The following is an 18510-nucleotide window of genomic DNA, read 5'->3' on the forward strand; positions in this document are numbered from 1 at the left end:
ATGCCAATTTTTTTAGAAGGATTTTTCCGAAAATTTATAAAAATGATTAAGTTTTTCTCTCTTTTTTCATATTTATAAGAATATTTAATCGTTTTCAAAAAAATAACCGCAAAATATTTTGCTAATAACAGCAAAATATTTTGCGGTTAAATAAGTCTATATTTTTTTAATTTGTATTGCAAATTTTGCCTTGAAATTCCTAAATTTTTAGAAGTTTTAGTAATATTATAATCATTTTTTATTAAATGATTTAAAATTATTTCTTTTTCAATATTAGCTAAATACTCACTTAAATCATTAACTTTATCATATCTGCTATCTCTATTTATATTCTTATTATTACCATTTAAAATCAATTCTTCTACATTATAAGGAAGATGCTCTTTTTTTATAACATGCTCATCAAATATCATATTCATAGCTGATTCAATAAAATTTTGCAGCTCTCTTACATTGCCGGGCCATCCATAATTCATAAAAGCTTCTAAGAGTTCTTCTGACATCATCCAAACATCTTTATTTAATTTTTCATTATAGTAATTTATAAAATGTTTTATAAGCAAAGGTATATCATCTTTTCTCTTTCTCAAAGGAGGTATTTTAATATTTATTACATTTATTCTATAATACAAATCTTTTCTTAAAATTCCCTTTTTAATAGCCTCTAATGGGTCTTCATTAGTAGCAGCTATTATTCTAACATCAACGGGTATATCTTTTAATCCTCCTATTCTCCTTATATATCCTTCTTGCAAAACTCTTAAGAGTTTTGCTTGTAAAGGTAAGCTCATTGAATTAATCTCATCTAAAAATAAAGTTCCACCACTTGCCTGTTCAAATAAACCCGGTCTATCAACAGCTCCTGTAAAACTCCCCTTACTAGTTCCAAATAAAATACTTTCCAACAAAGTTTCTGGAATGGCTGCACAATTTTGTGCTATAAAAGGTTTCTCTTTTCTGCGACTTTCATAATGTATGCTTTGAGCAAATAATTCTTTTCCAGTACCTGTTTCTCCATATATAAGCACACTAGAAGATGTCTGTGCTGCTCTCCGTGCAAATGCAATAGCTTTTAAGAATTTTTTATTTTGTCCTATTAGATTGTCAAATGTATAATGTTTTTTTTCATTTTTCTTATTGATATTGTAGTTTCTATTCAACTTTTGCCTTAGATTAATTATCTGTTCTGACAATTGACTAACTTTAGTCATATTTCTAGCTATTTCAATAGCTCCTAATACCTTTCCATTATTAATAATAGGCAGAGTAGTATTTATTGATGAAACTTTTTTTCCTTTTAAGTTTAAGTAACTCTGTTTATATTCTTCAATCATCTTACCTGTTCGTAATACTTTTAATAAAGTACTCGTTTCTTCAGTTAATGTTGGAAATACATCTAAAATATGTTTTCCAATAACTTGTTCTTTATCTAACCCTTCCATCTCTGACATGACAGAATTGTAAATAATCGTTTTCCCTTTGCTGTCAATAACATGTATGCCTTCTTCTATATACTGCAAAATATTTTGCAGTAATTTTTCCAATAAAATTTTATTTTTCATAAAAACCCCCCATACAAAATTAATTATTGTGAGGGAAAATAATTTTTAACTTAAAATTTTTGTAATTTTTGAATAGTATTTTTTACTATCCTTAAAACGTGTTTCATTTAATTTTATACATAAATACGATATTACTAATAAAATAAAACCAACTATAAAAGAATACATTTCTTTATTACTAATATTTAAAATTTCAAATATCTTAAAACTGCCAAAAATGCCGAAAATCAAAGTAAAAAAAGGTATTCCATATGCTATAAAAGCTGCCATAAGTACATTTGGAGTTTCTAAATCTATTTCCACAAAATCTCCTACTTTAGCATTTATTTCATTTATTGCTTCAATATCTATATTCATGTTTTCATCACCAATATGACATGCCCCGCAATTTCCACATGCAGAATGTTTTTGTAAAGTTACTTTTGCCCTATTACCTTTTATCTCTATTACTTTTCCTGTCCTTTTCATAAAACAATCCTCCAAATATAACTGATTTATTAATTAATAAAAAGCTATTTTACTTAATAAATTTAACCATTGTATTAATTAATTCATCTATAACTTCCTCCCCATTATCACTTTCAGCAAGAGCACTTTTAACACAACCTTTTAAATGATTTTCTAAAATCAAACCTCCTACTTTATTTATAGCTGACCTTACAGCAGCAATTTGTATCAATATATCATTACAATATCTATTTTCTTCTATCATTTTTTGTATTCCCTTTACTTGTCCTTCAATTCTTTTAAGTCTTTTTAATAGTACCTCTTTATCTTTTTCATATGAATTCATTATATCACCTCTTATACCCCAATGTGGTATTCATTATATTTTATTTTGTACAATTTGTCAATTTAATAATCCCCTCATGTCAAAAATACATAAGGGGATATTTAAAATCTAATCTAAATCTACTTTTATATGCAACTCCTCCAATTGTGCTATATCAGCTACTGCAGGAGCTTCTGTCATCAAACAGGTAGCATTTTGAGTTTTTGGAAAAGCTACTACATCTCTTATATTATCTGTACCAATAAAAATCATGGCAAGTCTGTCAAGACCATATGCTATTCCCCCATGTGGTGGTGTCCCATATTTAAATGCTTCCAATAAAAATCCAAATTTTTCATTTGCTTCTTCTTTTGTAAATCCTAACACATCAAACATTTTCTGCTGAATATCTGAATTGTGAATTCTAATACTTCCCCCACCTACTTCATATCCATTTATTACAAGGTCGTATGCTTTTGCTCTCACTTTGCTAGGGTCTTTATCCATAAGTTCAATGTCTTCATCAACTGGTGAAGTAAAAGGATGATGCTTAGCATAATATCTCTTTTCCTCTTCATCATACTCAAATAGAGGAAATTCAGTTACCCAAACTATTTTATATTCACTTTCATCAATAACTCCCAATTTCTTAGCAACTTCTACTCTTAATGCTCCTAATGTAGTATTTACAACTGAAGGCATATCTGCTACAAAAAGTATTAAATCTCCAGACTTTCCTTCCATTTCATCCAAAATAGCCTTTATATCTTCTTTTGATAAAAACTTTTCAATTGGAGATTCTATACCCTCGTCAGTTACTTTCATCCATGCTAAACCTTTTGCCCCATGAGATTTTGCAAATTTTTCTAGATTTTTTATACCTTTTTTGCTAAACTTATCTGCTCCGCCATTTATATTTATAGCTTTTACATCATTTCCATTTGCCACCGTATTTGAAAAAACTCCAAATCCGCAATTTTTAACAACTTCATTTAGTGATTTTAATTCATATCCAAATCTCAAATCTGGTTTGTCAGTTCCGTACTTTTCCATAGCTTCCTTATACGATATTTTTTCAAAAGGTATAGTTACATCTACATTAAGCACTTTTTTAAACAAAGTCTTTATTAGTTTTTCATTTATTTCGATTACATCATCTTCATCTACAAACGACATTTCTATATCTATTTGAGTAAATTCAGGCTGTCTGTCTGCCCTTAAATCTTCATCTCTAAAACATTTAACAATTTGATAATATTTATCAAATCCTGACACCATCAATAATTGCTTAAATATTTGCGGTGATTGAGGAAGTGCATAAAACTTTCCCGGATTTACTCTACTCGGTACAAGATAGTCTCTTGCTCCTTCTGGAGTCGGTTTTGTAAGTACGGGCGTTTCAATATCTAAAAATCCATTACTATCTAAAAAATCTCTAACTGTTTTAGTAATTTTATTTCTTAAAATTAAATTTTTCTGCATTTTTGGCTTTCTAAGGTCAAGATACCTATATTTAAGTCTTAGTTTTTCTCCCGCATCATCATCATCTCTTATGTGAATAGGTGGTACTTCTGCCTTAGACAATATTTTCAATTCATTTGCAAAAACTTCTATTTTACCAGTAGGTAAATTTTCATTTACTGCCTCTCTATGCCTTACTTCACCTTTTACAGCTATTACAAACTCTCCACGCAAACTATCTGCTTTATCAAATGCTTCTTTTGACACTTCAGTATCAAAAACTATTTGTACTATACCTTCTCTATCTCTTAAATCTACGAAAATGAGTCCTCCTAAATTCCTTTTTCTCTGCACCCAACCCATTAATATAACTTCTTGTCCTATATGCTCTGTACGAAGCTGTCCGCACATATGAGTTCTCTTCATTCCCTGCAACAGTTCAGCCATAATTATACCTCCTATACTAATCTATTCCTTATTTCTTCAACAATTAAACTAAGCTGAATTTCTTCTTGATTACCTGTTTTCATATTCTTTAAAGTTACTACTCCTTTATCTAATTCATTATCCCCAATTACTACTACAAATTTAGCTTGTAATTTGTCTGAATACTTAAATTGGGCTTTTATACTTCTACCTAAATGATCCATATCTACAGAAATCAAATTTTTTCTTAATTTATAAGATAATTCAACAGCTTTTTCATGAGTTCTCTGTCCTAACGTAGCTATAAACACATCAAGCATATCAGACTTAGGGATTTGTATATTGTTATTTTCTAGTGTAAGTAAAAGTCTTTCTTCTCCCAAGCCAAATCCTACTCCCGGAACTTTTATATCGCCAATTTCCTCAACTAATCCATCATATCTTCCACCACCGCATACAGTACTTTGAGCTCCAATTTCTTTAGAAACTATTTCAAATGCCGTTTTATTATAATAATCAAGTCCTCTGACTATTTTAGGGTCTATCTCAAAATCTATATCCATAACTTTTAAATATTTTTGAAGTTTTTCAAAATGTTCTCTACAGTCATCACATATGTAATCTAAAATCAAAGGAACATCAACTAACTGCTGCTTACAACTTTCATTTTTACAATCTATTATTCTCATAGGATTTTTTTCAAATCTAGCATTACAAGTTTTACAAAGTTTATCAAGCTTTTGTCTTAAATAATCTTTTAATACTTCATTATAGTTTTTTCTACACTTAGGACATCCTATACTATTTATTCTAAGCTGTAAATTTTCAAGTCCCAATTTTTCAAAAAATGCCATTGCAAGTCCTATGACTTCAGCATCAACAGAAGGATTTTCTGCTCCAAATACCTCTACTCCAAACTGATGAAAAGCTCTAAGTCTTCCAGCTTGAGGTCTTTCATATCTAAAACAAGGAGTTATATAGAATAATTTTGTAGGCTGTGCTTCTGCATACATTTTATTTTCCACAAATGCCCTCACAACAGGAGCAGTTCCTTCTGGTTTTAACGTTATATCTCTTCCACCATTATCAGTAAAAGTATACATCTCTTTTTGAACTATATCTGTAGTTTCTCCTACTCCTCTTTTAAATAACTCAGTATGTTCAAAAATTGGTGTCCTTATCTCTTTATATCCAAAGTTTCTACATATTTTCTTAAACTCATTTTCTACAAAGTTCCATTTATATACATCCGAAGGCAGTACATCTCTGGTACCTCTAGGTCTTTTAATTGACATTTTAAAGCCTCCTTTTTATTAATATTAGTTTCAAGTTTTAAAGTCATTTCTCTTTAACTCTCAGTTGTCAAGCTATTAACTCTCAGATTAGGTGTATTTCTTTAAAGACCTTAAATTTTTTAATTATTAATTTTAACTCTTATTTCTATATAAAACATTAGAATTTCTATTTCTATACAATAAAAACAAATCCTCTCATCCCTAATATAAAAGGGACGAGAGGTCAACATTCCCGCGGTACCACCCTACTTGGAAAAACCCACTTTACTAGTTAACGCCTAGTACGTACTACCCTACTATAATTTCAGGTAGTATGCTCTGAGGTGTCTTCACTATAATATCCGATGTTAGGCTTCCACCATCCCTAACTCGCTATAATCATAATTATAGCTACTCTTCCTCTTCATAGCATTTAACATTTAAGTTATCTAATTTTTTCATATATTATAAATTAGTTATGATTTTATGTCAAGGTCATTTATGTAATATTAATCGATTAATTGCATTTTTTTTCTATCAATCATTTCATCTACTCTATTTATATATTCATCTAAATTTTTTACATTTGGAACTCTTTCTAATCTATTTTCTTTAGGATAAACTATTTTAGATATTCCACCTGCTCCAAGAGCTATTATAGACTGTTTTTCTTCCATTATTTGAATATTATATATACATTCATGCCCATTTTTGCAATATCCTATATTTTCCAAATTACCTAACATGTATTTTTGCCTGTACATGTAATAAGGATACATCTGCATTTTTCCTGAATAATTTCTAGTCAAATTCAACATATAATTTGCCAACTTTTCCCGACTTAAATTGTAATCTTCAATATTTTCTCTAAGCCTTGAACTTCTTTTTACAGCTAATGTATGTACTGTAAGATTTTCAGGATTCATTCTTTGAATGTGCTCTAATGTATTTGTAAGCTCTAAAAGCCCTTCATCAGGCAGTCCAATTATTATATCCATATTTACGGTCCTAAATCCAATTTCTCTAGCCAATGTATATGCCTTTTTTATATCTTCAGTTGAATGACTTCTTCCAATAAGTTTCAAAGTCTTATCATTCATAGTTTGTGGATTTATACTAATCCTATCTATATTATTCTTCTTTAAAGTTAAAAGTTTTTCTCTCGTAATTGTATCAGGTCTTCCAGCTTCAACTGTAAATTCTTTGAGTTCAGTAATATCAAAATTTTCAAGTATATTTAGTATTAACTTTGAAAGTTGATTTGCTGATAAAGTAGTAGGAGTCCCTCCTCCTATATAAATGCTTTCTACTTTTTTTCCTAAATCATTTAACAGTTTCGCTGTTCCTTTTATTTCTTTAAAAAGCGATTTTAAATATTCTTCAACTTTATTTTTATTTTTATCTATCGGATTAGATGGAAAAGAACAGTATATACAGCGTGTCGGACAAAAAGGTATACTTATATAAATACTTACTAAATCTTCTCTTATAGGATATACATATTTTCTTTCACAAATAGCAACATCTGTAATTAATTTTATTTTTTCATCATTAAGTCTATATTTCTGTTTTAAAATATTTTTAATTTCTATAAGACTTACATTCTTATCTAATAGTTCATGTACTATTTTAGTAGGCCTTATTCCTGTTAGTATACCCCAAGGTGTACTGCTCTTGCTATAAATTTTACTTAATACATCATATATACTTAATTTAATATTTCTCTTTAATTCCTTTCTTCTATCTATTTGTTTATCCTCTTTTTTAAATTTATATTCTCTTTTATTACTATCTATTAAATTATTATTTTTAAAAATTTGTGTTTTAATAATAAATACATCATTACTTTCCACTACTTCATTGATTAAAAGTAAACTGTCTTCAGTTTTATTTAAATAATTTTCACATTCTGAAATAAAATTAATTTTTAAAATGCCAAAAGTCTTTATAAGTTCTCCTATTTCATATTTATAATCATGTCCTTTTAATACTACACTTATCATCATTTCACCTTTAATAATTTTTATTTAATTCATTTCTAAGTTTCACTACTTGTTCCTTTGGAACGCCTAACTCTCTAGCTATTTCTAAATCATCATATCCATTTTCTACTAATTCTATAAAATCATGAAAATCAATATCCAAAAAGCTATTTTTACTGCTTAAATAAGAACCTATCCTTTTTTTCATATGAACGCCTCCTAAAAACATCATTTTTTGTTAGTTTTGCCATATGATAAAAAGGATATTCTTTAATTTATTCTTTATAGCAAAAATGGATTTTTCTTCTTCTCTATTCCTATTGTAGAAGAAGGACCATGTCCAGGAAGCACTTGTATTGTATCATCATATATGAGTAGTTTATCTTTAATAGAATTTATTATTTGACTATATGAGCCACCTTCAAAATCTGTTCTTCCAATAGAACCTGCAAATAATGTATCTCCTGTAAATATAATACTGTCTACTTTTAAAGATATTCCACCCGGAGTATGCCCTGGAGTATGAATAACTTTTATTTCAAGTTCTCCCAGATTTATTATATCTCCATCATCCAACAATCTGTCTGCTTCAAATTCAACATCAGGACAGCTCATCATTCGAGACAAGTTTTTATTTGCATCTTTTATCAAATACTCATCTTCTCTATGAATTAAAATTTCTGCACCAGTTTTATTTCTTATTTCTTCAACAGCTCCTATATGGTCGCCATGCCCATGTGTTAAAATTATATATTTTAAATCTAAATCATTATTTTTAATTTTTTCAAGAATTTTATCTGCATCTCCGCCCGGATCTATTACCGCAGCTTTTTTTGTTTTATCACAACCTAAAATATAACAATTTGTTCCATAGATGCCTACGGGAATTCTTTCTATATACACTATTCACCACTCCTTAAAAATTCTTTTTACTATCTACTAAAATAGTTACTGGTCCATCATTTGATAAATTAACCACCATATGTGCTTGAAAAACTCCCGTCTCTACCTTAAGACCTTTTTCCCTTGATTTTGAAACAAATAGCTTATATAACTCATTTGCAACATCAGGCTTTGCTGCATTCATAAAATTTGGTCTTCTTCCCTTTCTACAATCACCAAGCAAAGTAAATTGAGAAACTACAAGTAGCTCACCTTTTATATCCAAAAGTGAAAGATTCATCTTTTCATTTTCATCTTCAAAAATCCTAAGATTTACTATCTTTTCAACCATATATTCTACATCTTTAACATTATCACCTTCTTCAACACCTAAAAGAACCATTAAACCTTTATCTATACTCCCTTTTATTTCCCCATTAACCGTAACATTTGCCTGATTAACTCTTTGTACAACCGCTCTCATGCATTTATCCTCCTATCTATGAAGTTACCCTTTTCACATCTATAATTCCTTGCATTGTCCTAAACTTATTCATTACCTTCAACAACTGATCTGTATTTGATATTTCTATAGTTAAATTGATAATTGCTAATTTTTCTTTTGTCGTCTTTGCATTTACTGCTGTAACATGAAGTTTAGCTTCTGAAATAATATTTGTTATTTCAGATAACAATCCTTTTCTATCTGGAGCAATAACTTGTATTTCTGTCTGATAAGAAATCTTTTTATCTGTATCCCACTGTACTTCTATAAGCCTATCAGTATCTACTCCATTTAAAATATTTGGACAGTCTTTTCGATGAACTGTTATACCTCTTCCCCTTGTAATAAATCCAATTATCTCATCACCCGGAACAGGTGTACAGCATTTTGCAAATCTTACTAATATGTTATCTATTCCCTTTACCTTTACTCCTTGTTTTGCAGTTTTATTTAACTTACTTTTTGAAACTTTTGACTGTAATTGTTTATTTTCATCTAATTGTTTATTTTCTTTTTGTTCTTCTTTATATTTTTCTTTTAGCTTAGGTATTACTTGATTTAATGCTATACCACCGTAACCAATTGCTGCATATAAATCTTCTATACTATTTAATTTGATTTTCTTAACTATCAAATTAAGCCATTCAGCTCTTAAAAGCTCTTTTGGATTAAAACCTTGTTTTTTTATTTCTTTTTCAAGTAATTCCTTACCTCTCTCAATATTTTCTTCTTTTCTTTCTTTTTTAAACCACTGCTTAATTCTATTTTTAGCATTTGTGCTTTTAACAAATTTCAACCAATCTCTACTTGGACCATTACTATGACTAGATGTAAGTATTTCTACAATATTTCCCGTTTTAAGCTTATAGTCAAGCGGAACTATTCTTCCGTCTACTTTAGCTCCTATACAGCTATTACCAACAGCAGAGTGAATTTTATATGCAAAATCTACTGGAGTTGAACCAAACGGAAGTTCTATCACATCTCCTTTAGGTGTAAATACAAAAACTTGATTTGTAAACAAATCTATCTTTAAAGTTTCCATAAATTCTTTTGGGTCTTTTAAATCTCTCTGCCACTCCAATAACTGTCTAAGCCATGTTAATTTTTTGTCAAGCTCTCCCTCTTCTACCTTTCCCTCTTTATATTTCCAATGAGCTGCTATACCATATTCGGCAATCCTGTGCATCTCCCAAGTCCTAATTTGAATTTCAAGAGGCTCCCCTTTAGGTCCAATAACTGTAGTATGAAGCGATTGATACATATTAGGTTTAGGCATAGCTATATAATCTTTAAATCTGCCCGGAATTGGCTTCCACATTGTATGAACTATTCCAAGAACGCCATAGCAATCCTTTACATTATCTACAATTACTCTTACTGCCGTAAGGTCATATATTTCTTCAAAACTTTTATGCTGATACACCATTTTTTTATATATACTGTAAAAATGTTTTGGTCTACCATATATTTCATAATTTATATCTAAACTATCTAAATTTTCCTTCAGTTTTTTTATAACTAAGTTTATATATTCTTCTCTTTCTCTTCTCTTTTTAGCAACTTTTTCTACTAAATCATAATATGCATCAGGGTCTAAATACCTTAAACAAAGGTCTTCAAATTCCCATTTTATTTTAAATATACCTAATCTATGTGCTATAGGTGCATATATTTCAAGAGTCTCCATGGCTTTTTCTTTCTTTTTATTTTCATCCATATATTTTAAAGTACGCATATTATGAAGTCTGTCTGCTAACTTTATGAGAATTACTCTTATGTCTTTTGCCATGGCAAGAAACATTTTCCTTAAATTTTCAGCCTGTCTTTCTTCCTTCGTTTCATAAGTAAGTTTACCAAGTTTTGTTACACCATCAACTAATAAAGCTATTTCTTCACCAAATTCCCTCTTAATATCATCAAATGTATATTTCGTATCTTCAATTACATCATGTAAAAGTCCTGCTATGACAGTACTCTCATCAAGTTCCAACTCCGCTAAAATCAATGCCACATTAATAGGATGAATAAAATACTTTTCTCCTGATTTTCTATACTGTCCTTCATGTGCATTTTCAGCAAAATTATATGCTTTAATAATCCTTGATAAATCATATTGAGGGTTATACTGTCGTATTTTTTCTATAAAAGTTTCTAGTAGCAACTCCTCACCCTCTTTAACATTTGTTAAAACACCCCATATCTATAATGTAATCCTATAAATATATTTTAAATTATAGTTTTTTTATTTTTCATCAATACTTTTTTTACTTACTTTCATATATTCAGTATTAACTATATATAAGAAATTTAAATATATTATATAACAAAAAAAAATTCTAAACAATGAAAATTCTTTGTAATCTTAATTCATATTAAAAAATTTATATTTATATTAAAAATTATTCAAATTTAATATTATATTGAAAAAAGTGAATGGCTTCCCATTCACTAATATTTAATCAATGACATTACATTGTAATCTTTTAAAGTATTCCTTCCATCTAAAAAAGTTAACTCAATTAAAAATAACACACCAACAACTTCAGCCCCAAGTTTTTCTACTAATTTAATTGTCGATAAAGTAGTACCTCCTGTTGCTAATAAGTCATCTACTATTATAACCTTTTGTCCTGACTTTACAGCATCTTTGTGGATTTCAAGTGCATCCATACCATATTCTAACTCATATTCATATTTTATAGTTTCATAAGGAAGTTTTCCCGGCTTTCGAACAGGAACAAAACCTTTATTTGTTGCATATGCCAATGGAGCTCCTACTAAAAATCCTCTTGCTTCAGGAGCAACAATAATGTCAAATTCTTTACCTTCTAATTCTTTTATACATAAATCAATAGCTTCCTTATAAGCCTTTCCATCTTGAAGTAAAGTAGTAATATCTTTAAAGCTTATTCCTTCTTTCGGAAAATCTTCAATTACTCTTATCTTGTCTTTCAAATTCACAATAAACCCTCCTTAAGTTTTTAATACGTTGTTTGCAAAGGCTATATTTTTATATTTTTCAAATTTTTCTTTTAAGTCATAAGCTCTCTTATATAAATCTGTAGACTCTATATCTATCTTCTCACTTGGCGGGGGTAGTATTTCTAAATTAACTTTATTATTACATTCATAAATCTTTATTAATCCTGCTCTTTCTAATATATCCATGCAGAGCTTTACTTTCGATAAATTCAACTCAGCTTCTTTATATATGTCATTAAATAATAATTCACTACTTTTTCCCAATACTTTTTTTAGACATTTATATACTTTAACTAAATCACTTCTGTCAGGAATTAAATTATACAACATTTTTTTAGTTGAAGCTATATCAAATTGATTATAAAGAAGATAGATATTTTTTCCACAGCATAAAATATATTCAAACCTTTCTCTATTTAAAGGAATATCATATATAATAACATTTTCAAATTTTTTTAAATCTATTTTATTTAAAATGGGATTTACTACTATATTGTTAGATAAATTATCATTAGCAAAATTAAAACTCAACAAATCATCAATATCATATCTGCCTATATCAGATAAATAAAATAAAAGTTCTAATAAAGCATTAAATGTATTTACCAAAATTAAATTTGAACCTTTACTTAACTTTTTATCTATTAAATAATGTCTATTTTTTATATTTCTATAATCAAAAATTCTTCCCAATTGATTTTTATCAATATAAAATTTAAAATCATAAACGATATTAGATAGTGAAGTATAAAATTGATTTAAAATTTCCCTATTTTTATATTCACTTAAATCATATCTTCTTAAATCATGTAAATTAAACTGAATTGTTTCAACACCTTTAAATCTTTTTTTCTCCAAATAAAAAACTATATCTACTTTTTCTTTTTTATTTAACTTATCAATAAACTTTTTCAAATTATGTCCTATACAGTCAAATATTCTGCTTTCATCTTGAACTATGAGCTTAAAATTATCACCTGTAAATACAAAATTTTCAACAATCAAATTTCTATATAAAAATATAGGTTTTGGATTACCCGGTCCAAAAGGTTTAAATTTCTCTATTTCTTCTATCAATTCAAAATTAACTTCTTTAACTGACAGCTCTAAATCTATATCAATACATTTTTTTATATCATATTTTTCTAATTCAAATCTTTCTATATTACTATACAGTTTTTCTACTTGCTTATAAGCTTTATTATAATCATCTGACAGTAAAAGATTTATTAATAAAAAAATTTCTTCTGTCAATATATTTTTACTCAGTTTTTGTTCTAAAATAAAAATCAGTTTTTTTACTGTAATTTCTTCATCTTCCGACTTACATATATTAAGCAGTGCTCTTAATCCAAATTTATCTGTTTTAAAAAGCATTTGTAGTCCATATTTAACTAAAATTCTATTTTCACCTATAATTAAAACTTTATCAGCTATCGTTCCCAAAGCCACCATATCTAAATAATTATTGTATATATATTTAGAATTTTCAGATAAATTTAAAGCACTTATTAACTTAAATGTTGTTCCTGCACTTGAAAGTATATCATACTTGTAATTATAATAGTTTGTTTTAGTATTAATTATAATTGTATCTTCAGGTAAATTGTCTTCATAATCACAATCAAGCAATATAATATCAATCCCCAAAGATTTTGCGTAGTTTATTTCCTCTACTTGTACAATACAATCTATACCTATAATCAAACTTCCTTTTTTAGAATATATATGATTTATAATCTTACTATTTATTTCGTGTTTTTCTCCAACTATATCACTGGGTATATAATAATTTGCATTAATTCCTAAAGATTTGAAATAAAAAAGTAGCATAGAAATGCTCATTATTCCATCAACATCATATTTCCCATATATCCAAATTTCATCTTCACTTTCAAGCGCTTCTTTTACTCGCAAAACTGCTTTATCCATATTTTCTAATATAAATGGATTGTACAAATCTTCTAATCTAGGATTTAAAAAACGTTCTGCCTTTTCAAAAGTTTTTATTCCTCTATTAATTAACAACTTTGAAGCTGTAACACTAATACCTAACTTTTTAGACATTTCCTCAGCATCTATTCCTACATCTTTTTTTAACAACCATATTTTATCATGTAATTTCATATTTTCACCTGAAAAATAACTTTTTACACCTTATTATATGACAAATTATGAGTTTATTCAACATTCTTCTATGATAATTCCTTATTGTTCAGCTCTTTTCTCTGATTTAGCTCAATAGTATTCTTTTTGTTTTCTAAAACTGTATAGGTATCTCCAGTAGGTATTTTTTCTTTTTCCATATTAGTTTTTTCTTTTAATTCCACAATTTCTTTTTCTAATATTTTTATCCTATTCTGAAGTTCCCTGATTTTTAAAGTTGATTTTAATTTTTTAAATAAACCTAAAAGAGCAACTATAATAGCTCCCATAGAAGCTGCACCTAAAATAATTATTGCCTGGGAAAACTGATACTGTTTCCACAATAATTTAATAGTAACTGGTTCTGAATTCATTATTGCAAAAATTGAAACAAAAACTGCAAAAAGTAATGATAATATAAATAAAATCTGCATATGAACACCTCCTGCAAAATAAATACATTTGCACTTTTTCATATTTTTTAAAACTGTCTTATCAATAAATTTTATATACTGATTTAAATACCCAAATAAAAGAAAATCAATCTTTCATTTTGCTTATTAATATACTTATCATTAAAAAAAATCCCAATATAGAAGCAACAAAATAGCCTATAAATCCTATCAATGGAATATTAAAAAGTTTAGGACCTGTCTTAACGTTTAGTACTAAAGATGAACCTATAATTAATGATGATACTATCAAACTCAAAGAAATTTTGTTACTAAATTGCTTTAGTTCTCTTTCTAAAGCCTTAAATCTTATATCTTCAATAGCTATTTTAATTTGATTATCTTCTAATATTTTTAATATTTTTCTAATCTGATTCGGAAATATCTTTAAACCATATTTCAAATCATCTGCAAAATCTACAGCTATATCCATTATGTTATTAATATTATATTTATGTTTTATTATATCAGCAGAAAACTCTCTCAATGTCGATGATATACTAAATTCAGGATTTAAAATTCTTCCTGTTCCTTCTATTGTCAATATTGCTTTTATTAATACTGTAAACTGTGAAGGAAGTCGAATGTTATTTTCATAAGTTATTCTCAAAAATTCAGAAACAATATCACTTATATTTATTTTTTTCAAAGGCATATTATAATAATGACTTACAAGAAAGAGTAAATCTTCTTTTAATCTCGTTGTATTCGTTTCATCTGAAATTGCATCTATTTGTGCTAGAAGTTCTACAATTTTCTCTACATCTTTTTTTGCACCAGCAATAAATAAATCAGTTATTAAAGAAACTTTTGATTTGTCAAGATACCCACATAGTCCAAAATCTATGAATGCAATAGTTTCTTCATTTACAACTAATATATTTCCCGGATGAGGGTCTGCATGGAAAAAACCATCTATAAAAACTTGTTTTAAAAAACTCTTAGCTCCTATATTTGCTATATTTTTTATGTCCCAGCCTTTTTCCTTCAATTTATCTATATTAGATACACTAATTCCATCTATCCACTCTTGTGTCAACACTTTTTTAGATGTATACTGCCAAAAAATTCTTGGTATACATACATTTGGATTATTTTTAAAGTTTTCAAAAAAACGCTCAGTATTTCTAGCTTCTTTTGTGTAATCTAATTCATGCTTTATAGCTCTTGTAAGTTCCATCATTATTTCATATACACTAAAAGAAAACATATCTCTAAAATGTTCATCAAATAATCTACTCATAGATAATAAAATATCTATATCTCTTTCTATTATTTTTTTTATCCCCGGTCTTTGAATTTTAACGATGACTTCTTCTCCAGAATACAATGTAGCTTTATATACTTGTCCTATTGACGCTGAAGCTATAGGTTTTTTATCAAATTTAATAAAAGCTTCTTCTAATCTTATTTTAAATTCTTCTTTAAATACATTAGAAATTTCATCATAAGATACTACTCTCACATTTTCCTGTAATTTAGATAGTTCCTTTATTAATTCTTCTGAAAACAAATCCGATCTAGTACTTGCTATCTGTCCAAGTTTTATAAAAGTTGGTCCCAATTCTTCACATATTTTTCTTATTCTTTCCTCTGTTGATAATGTAATATTTCCTTTTCTCTTTAAAACATATGATGGTACTAGTTTATTTTCATGAAGTTTTTTTACAAAGAATCCAAATCCATATTTAACTAATACTTCTGCAATTTCTTTATATCTTTTCATATTTTTATAACTTTTTCTTATCTGATACATACTTTTCACCTTCTAAAAAAGTGGTAATAATATCAATCATTGATATTATTACCACTTTAAATATTTTTTTAAACTAAGAAGGTCTGTAGCTGTTCCTTCTCTTTTCATAAGTTTTCCATAAAGCCCATATTGGACTTGCTATGAAAATTGATGAATAAGTTCCTGTTAAAATTCCAGCTAATAAAGGTAGTGAAAATTCTCTTACAGACTCAACTCCTAAGACAAAAAGACTTCCTATAACAAGTAAAGTAGTCAAAGATGTATTTATAGACCTGCTTAAAGTCTGTTTTATACTTTGATTTGCTATTTCAAAGAAATTAGCTTTTTTCATACGCTTTACATTTTCTCTAACTCTATCAAAAACTACTATTGTATCATTTATTGAATAACCTACTATTGTAAGTATTGCAGCTATAAATGGATTATTTACAGGTATTTTTAATATAGCATATATTGAAAGAACTATTAAAACATCATGTATTAAAGCAATTATAGCTGATACCCCGAACTTAAATGTAAACCTATATGTTATATACATAAGCATACCTATTGATGCAATAATTATAGATAACATTGCTTTATTTCTTATTTCTTTACCAACTGAAGGTCCAAATTGCTGAGCTTGTCTAAAAGCTTCATCTTTTAAATTAAATTTTTGTTTAAATTCATTAAATATTTCCATTCTATCTTTGTTTGAAAGGTCTTTTTTAGTTTTTATAATTACTTCTTGTTTATTTTGTCCAGCATAGATAATATCTGCATCCAACTGATATTTTGATGTAATTTCTTTTATTTCTTTTAAATCAAATGTTTTACCAATATCTATTTGCATCATTGTTCCGCCTGTAAAATCTATACCTAAATTAACCCCTGAAACAATTGCCATTACTAATCCAGCAATCATTACAGCAAGAGATATACTAAACCATATTTTATAATTTTCAGCTATCTTCATTTGTTATTCTCCCTTCTAGAGATGATTAAATATATATCAGTAAGTAATATAATTTTTATTTATTATTTTTTCTATTATGCTCCAAATAATTTAGTATTTTTAAACTGACCAATATTCACAATTAGCTTTAATATATACTTTGTAACAAATATTGCTGTAAACATACTCGCCAATATACCTATCATAAGTGTTATTGCAAAACCTTTTATAGGACCTAATCCAAAGTAATATAACACTAAAGCTGCTATGAATGTAGTAATGTTAGAATCTAAAATAGTAGTTAAAGCCTTAGAAAAGCCTGAATCTATTGAAGCTCTAATCGTCTTTCCATTTCTTAATTCTTCTTTTATTCTTTCAAATATGATTACATTAGCATCTACCGCCATACCTATAGATAGTATCAGACCAGCAACTCCCGGTAAAGTCAAAGTAGCTTTTAAGCCTACGAAAACAAATAGCACTATCAAAGTATATAAAATCAAAACTATATCTGCTATTAATCCCGGTAATCTATAATATATAAACATAAACAATAAAACTAAAATTATACCTATTTTAGCAGCATTTACACTTGTTTTTAATGAATCTATTCCTAATGTAGCTCCAATTGCCTGTGTTTGAACTTCTATTAAGTTTACTGGCAGTGCACCGCCTCTAATCAAAGCAGCAAGGTTAGAAGCTGATTTTACATCAAAGTTACCTGATATTACTGCCTTACCGTTTGGAATTTCTTCATTAACACGTGGAGCAGATATTACTTCATTATCAAGTATTATTGCTATTATATTTTTTGGTGCAGGAAGTTGTGAAGCTTCTTTAGTCGCTTTTCTAAATTTTTCTGCTCCTTTTCCTGTAAGTTCTAATGAAACAACTGGTTGGTTAGTTCTCTGGTCAAATTTCATTTCCGCATTTTTAACATCTTTGCCAGTTAAAATCACCTTACCATCTGAACTGACAAATTTTAATTGAGCAGTTTTACCTATAGATTCAATAGCCTCTTGAGCATTTTTTACTCCAGGAAGCTCTATTCTAATTCTTTTTTCTCCTTCAAGTACTATATTAGGTTCAGTTAATCCCATAGCATCAACACGTTTTCTAATAACTTCTCTTGTCTGTTCCATTATTTTTTTTAGTTCTTCGCCTTTAGCATCTGTATCAGCTTCAAGCACTACATATACTCCACCTTTTATATCTAATCCCAATTTTATAGAATCTTTAATTGGATTAATTGAAAAATTTCCCACTTTAAGTCCATTAACAGCAGTATATGCACTCAATCCTATTACTGCCAATATCAAAAGTAAAATTAGTATATTCTTCATTTTCATTTTCTATTGCCTCCTCATCTTTTGC

General features: G+C 27.9%; 16 protein-coding genes and 1 other annotated feature. All 16 genes read right to left on the minus strand.

Features of this window, described 5'->3' with window-relative positions; all coding sequences use genetic code 11:
* Positions 1–146: 146 nt before the first annotated feature.
* Positions 147–1562: a sigma-54 interaction domain-containing protein gene (locus BUA90_RS02035; RefSeq protein WP_072965707.1), complete on the minus strand. Its 1416-nt coding sequence runs from the start codon at positions 1560–1562 to the stop codon at positions 147–149.
* Between the two features lie 45 nt (positions 1563–1607).
* The gene (locus BUA90_RS02040; RefSeq protein ID WP_072965708.1) at positions 1608–2030 is read right to left on the minus strand and encodes a SoxR reducing system RseC family protein; all 423 of its coding nucleotides are present in this window, start codon (positions 2028–2030) and stop codon (positions 1608–1610) included.
* Between the two features lie 49 nt (positions 2031–2079).
* Positions 2080–2355: a metal-sensitive transcriptional regulator gene (locus BUA90_RS02045; protein ID WP_072965709.1), complete on the minus strand. Its 276-nt coding sequence runs from the start codon at positions 2353–2355 to the stop codon at positions 2080–2082.
* 108 nt (positions 2356–2463) lie between these two features.
* Positions 2464–4242 (minus strand): aspartate--tRNA ligase, encoded by a 1779-nt coding sequence (gene aspS / locus BUA90_RS02050; RefSeq protein WP_072965710.1) that lies wholly within the window; start codon positions 4240–4242, stop codon positions 2464–2466.
* An 11-nt stretch (positions 4243–4253) separates the two neighbouring features.
* Positions 4254–5516 (minus strand): histidine--tRNA ligase, encoded by a 1263-nt coding sequence (gene hisS, locus BUA90_RS02055; RefSeq protein WP_072965711.1) that lies wholly within the window; start codon positions 5514–5516, stop codon positions 4254–4256.
* A 208-nt stretch (positions 5517–5724) separates the two neighbouring features.
* Positions 5725–5932: a binding site (T-box leader), on the minus strand.
* Between the two features lie 72 nt (positions 5933–6004).
* Positions 6005–7498, minus strand: coding sequence for a coproporphyrinogen dehydrogenase HemZ (hemZ, locus tag BUA90_RS02060; protein ID WP_072965712.1), 1494 nt, complete (start codon positions 7496–7498; stop codon positions 6005–6007).
* 10 nt (positions 7499–7508) lie between these two features.
* Positions 7509–7685, minus strand: coding sequence for a hypothetical protein (locus BUA90_RS12340; RefSeq protein ID WP_159429984.1), 177 nt, complete (start codon positions 7683–7685; stop codon positions 7509–7511).
* A gap of 74 nt (positions 7686–7759) precedes the next feature.
* Positions 7760–8380: an MBL fold metallo-hydrolase gene (locus BUA90_RS02065; RefSeq protein ID WP_072965713.1), complete on the minus strand. Its 621-nt coding sequence runs from the start codon at positions 8378–8380 to the stop codon at positions 7760–7762.
* A gap of 13 nt (positions 8381–8393) precedes the next feature.
* The gene (gene dtd, locus BUA90_RS02070) at positions 8394–8843 is read right to left on the minus strand and encodes a D-aminoacyl-tRNA deacylase (protein WP_072965714.1); all 450 of its coding nucleotides are present in this window, start codon (positions 8841–8843) and stop codon (positions 8394–8396) included.
* Between the two features lie 16 nt (positions 8844–8859).
* Entirely contained in the window at positions 8860–11028 is a 2169-nt protein-coding gene (locus tag BUA90_RS02075) for a RelA/SpoT family protein (RefSeq protein ID WP_072965715.1), read from the minus strand.
* 287 nt (positions 11029–11315) lie between these two features.
* The gene (locus BUA90_RS02080; RefSeq protein ID WP_072965716.1) at positions 11316–11828 is read right to left on the minus strand and encodes an adenine phosphoribosyltransferase; all 513 of its coding nucleotides are present in this window, start codon (positions 11826–11828) and stop codon (positions 11316–11318) included.
* Positions 11829–11840: 12 nt separating this feature from the next.
* Positions 11841–13976, minus strand: a complete 2136-nt coding sequence (locus BUA90_RS02085) for a single-stranded-DNA-specific exonuclease RecJ (protein ID WP_072965717.1) — start codon at positions 13974–13976, stop codon at positions 11841–11843.
* A gap of 68 nt (positions 13977–14044) precedes the next feature.
* Complete coding sequence (locus tag BUA90_RS02090; protein WP_072965718.1) at positions 14045–14428, minus strand: LapA family protein; 384 nt, start codon at positions 14426–14428, stop codon at positions 14045–14047.
* Between the two features lie 106 nt (positions 14429–14534).
* On the minus strand, positions 14535–16202 hold the full coding sequence (locus BUA90_RS02095; protein ID WP_072965719.1) for an ABC1 kinase family protein: 1668 nt from the start codon (positions 16200–16202) through the stop codon (positions 14535–14537).
* Between the two features lie 73 nt (positions 16203–16275).
* Positions 16276–17157 carry a protein translocase subunit SecF gene (gene secF / locus BUA90_RS12480; RefSeq protein WP_072965720.1) on the minus strand — a complete coding sequence of 294 codons (882 nt, stop codon included), beginning with the start codon at positions 17155–17157 and terminating at the stop codon, positions 16276–16278.
* 74 nt (positions 17158–17231) lie between these two features.
* Complete coding sequence (gene secD / locus BUA90_RS12485; RefSeq protein ID WP_072965721.1) at positions 17232–18485, minus strand: protein translocase subunit SecD; 1254 nt, start codon at positions 18483–18485, stop codon at positions 17232–17234.
* Positions 18486–18510 lie beyond the last annotated feature (25 nt).

The organism is Caminicella sporogenes DSM 14501, from assembly GCF_900142285.1.
GTDB classification, from domain to species: Bacteria; Bacillota; Clostridia; order Peptostreptococcales; family Caminicellaceae; genus Caminicella; species Caminicella sporogenes.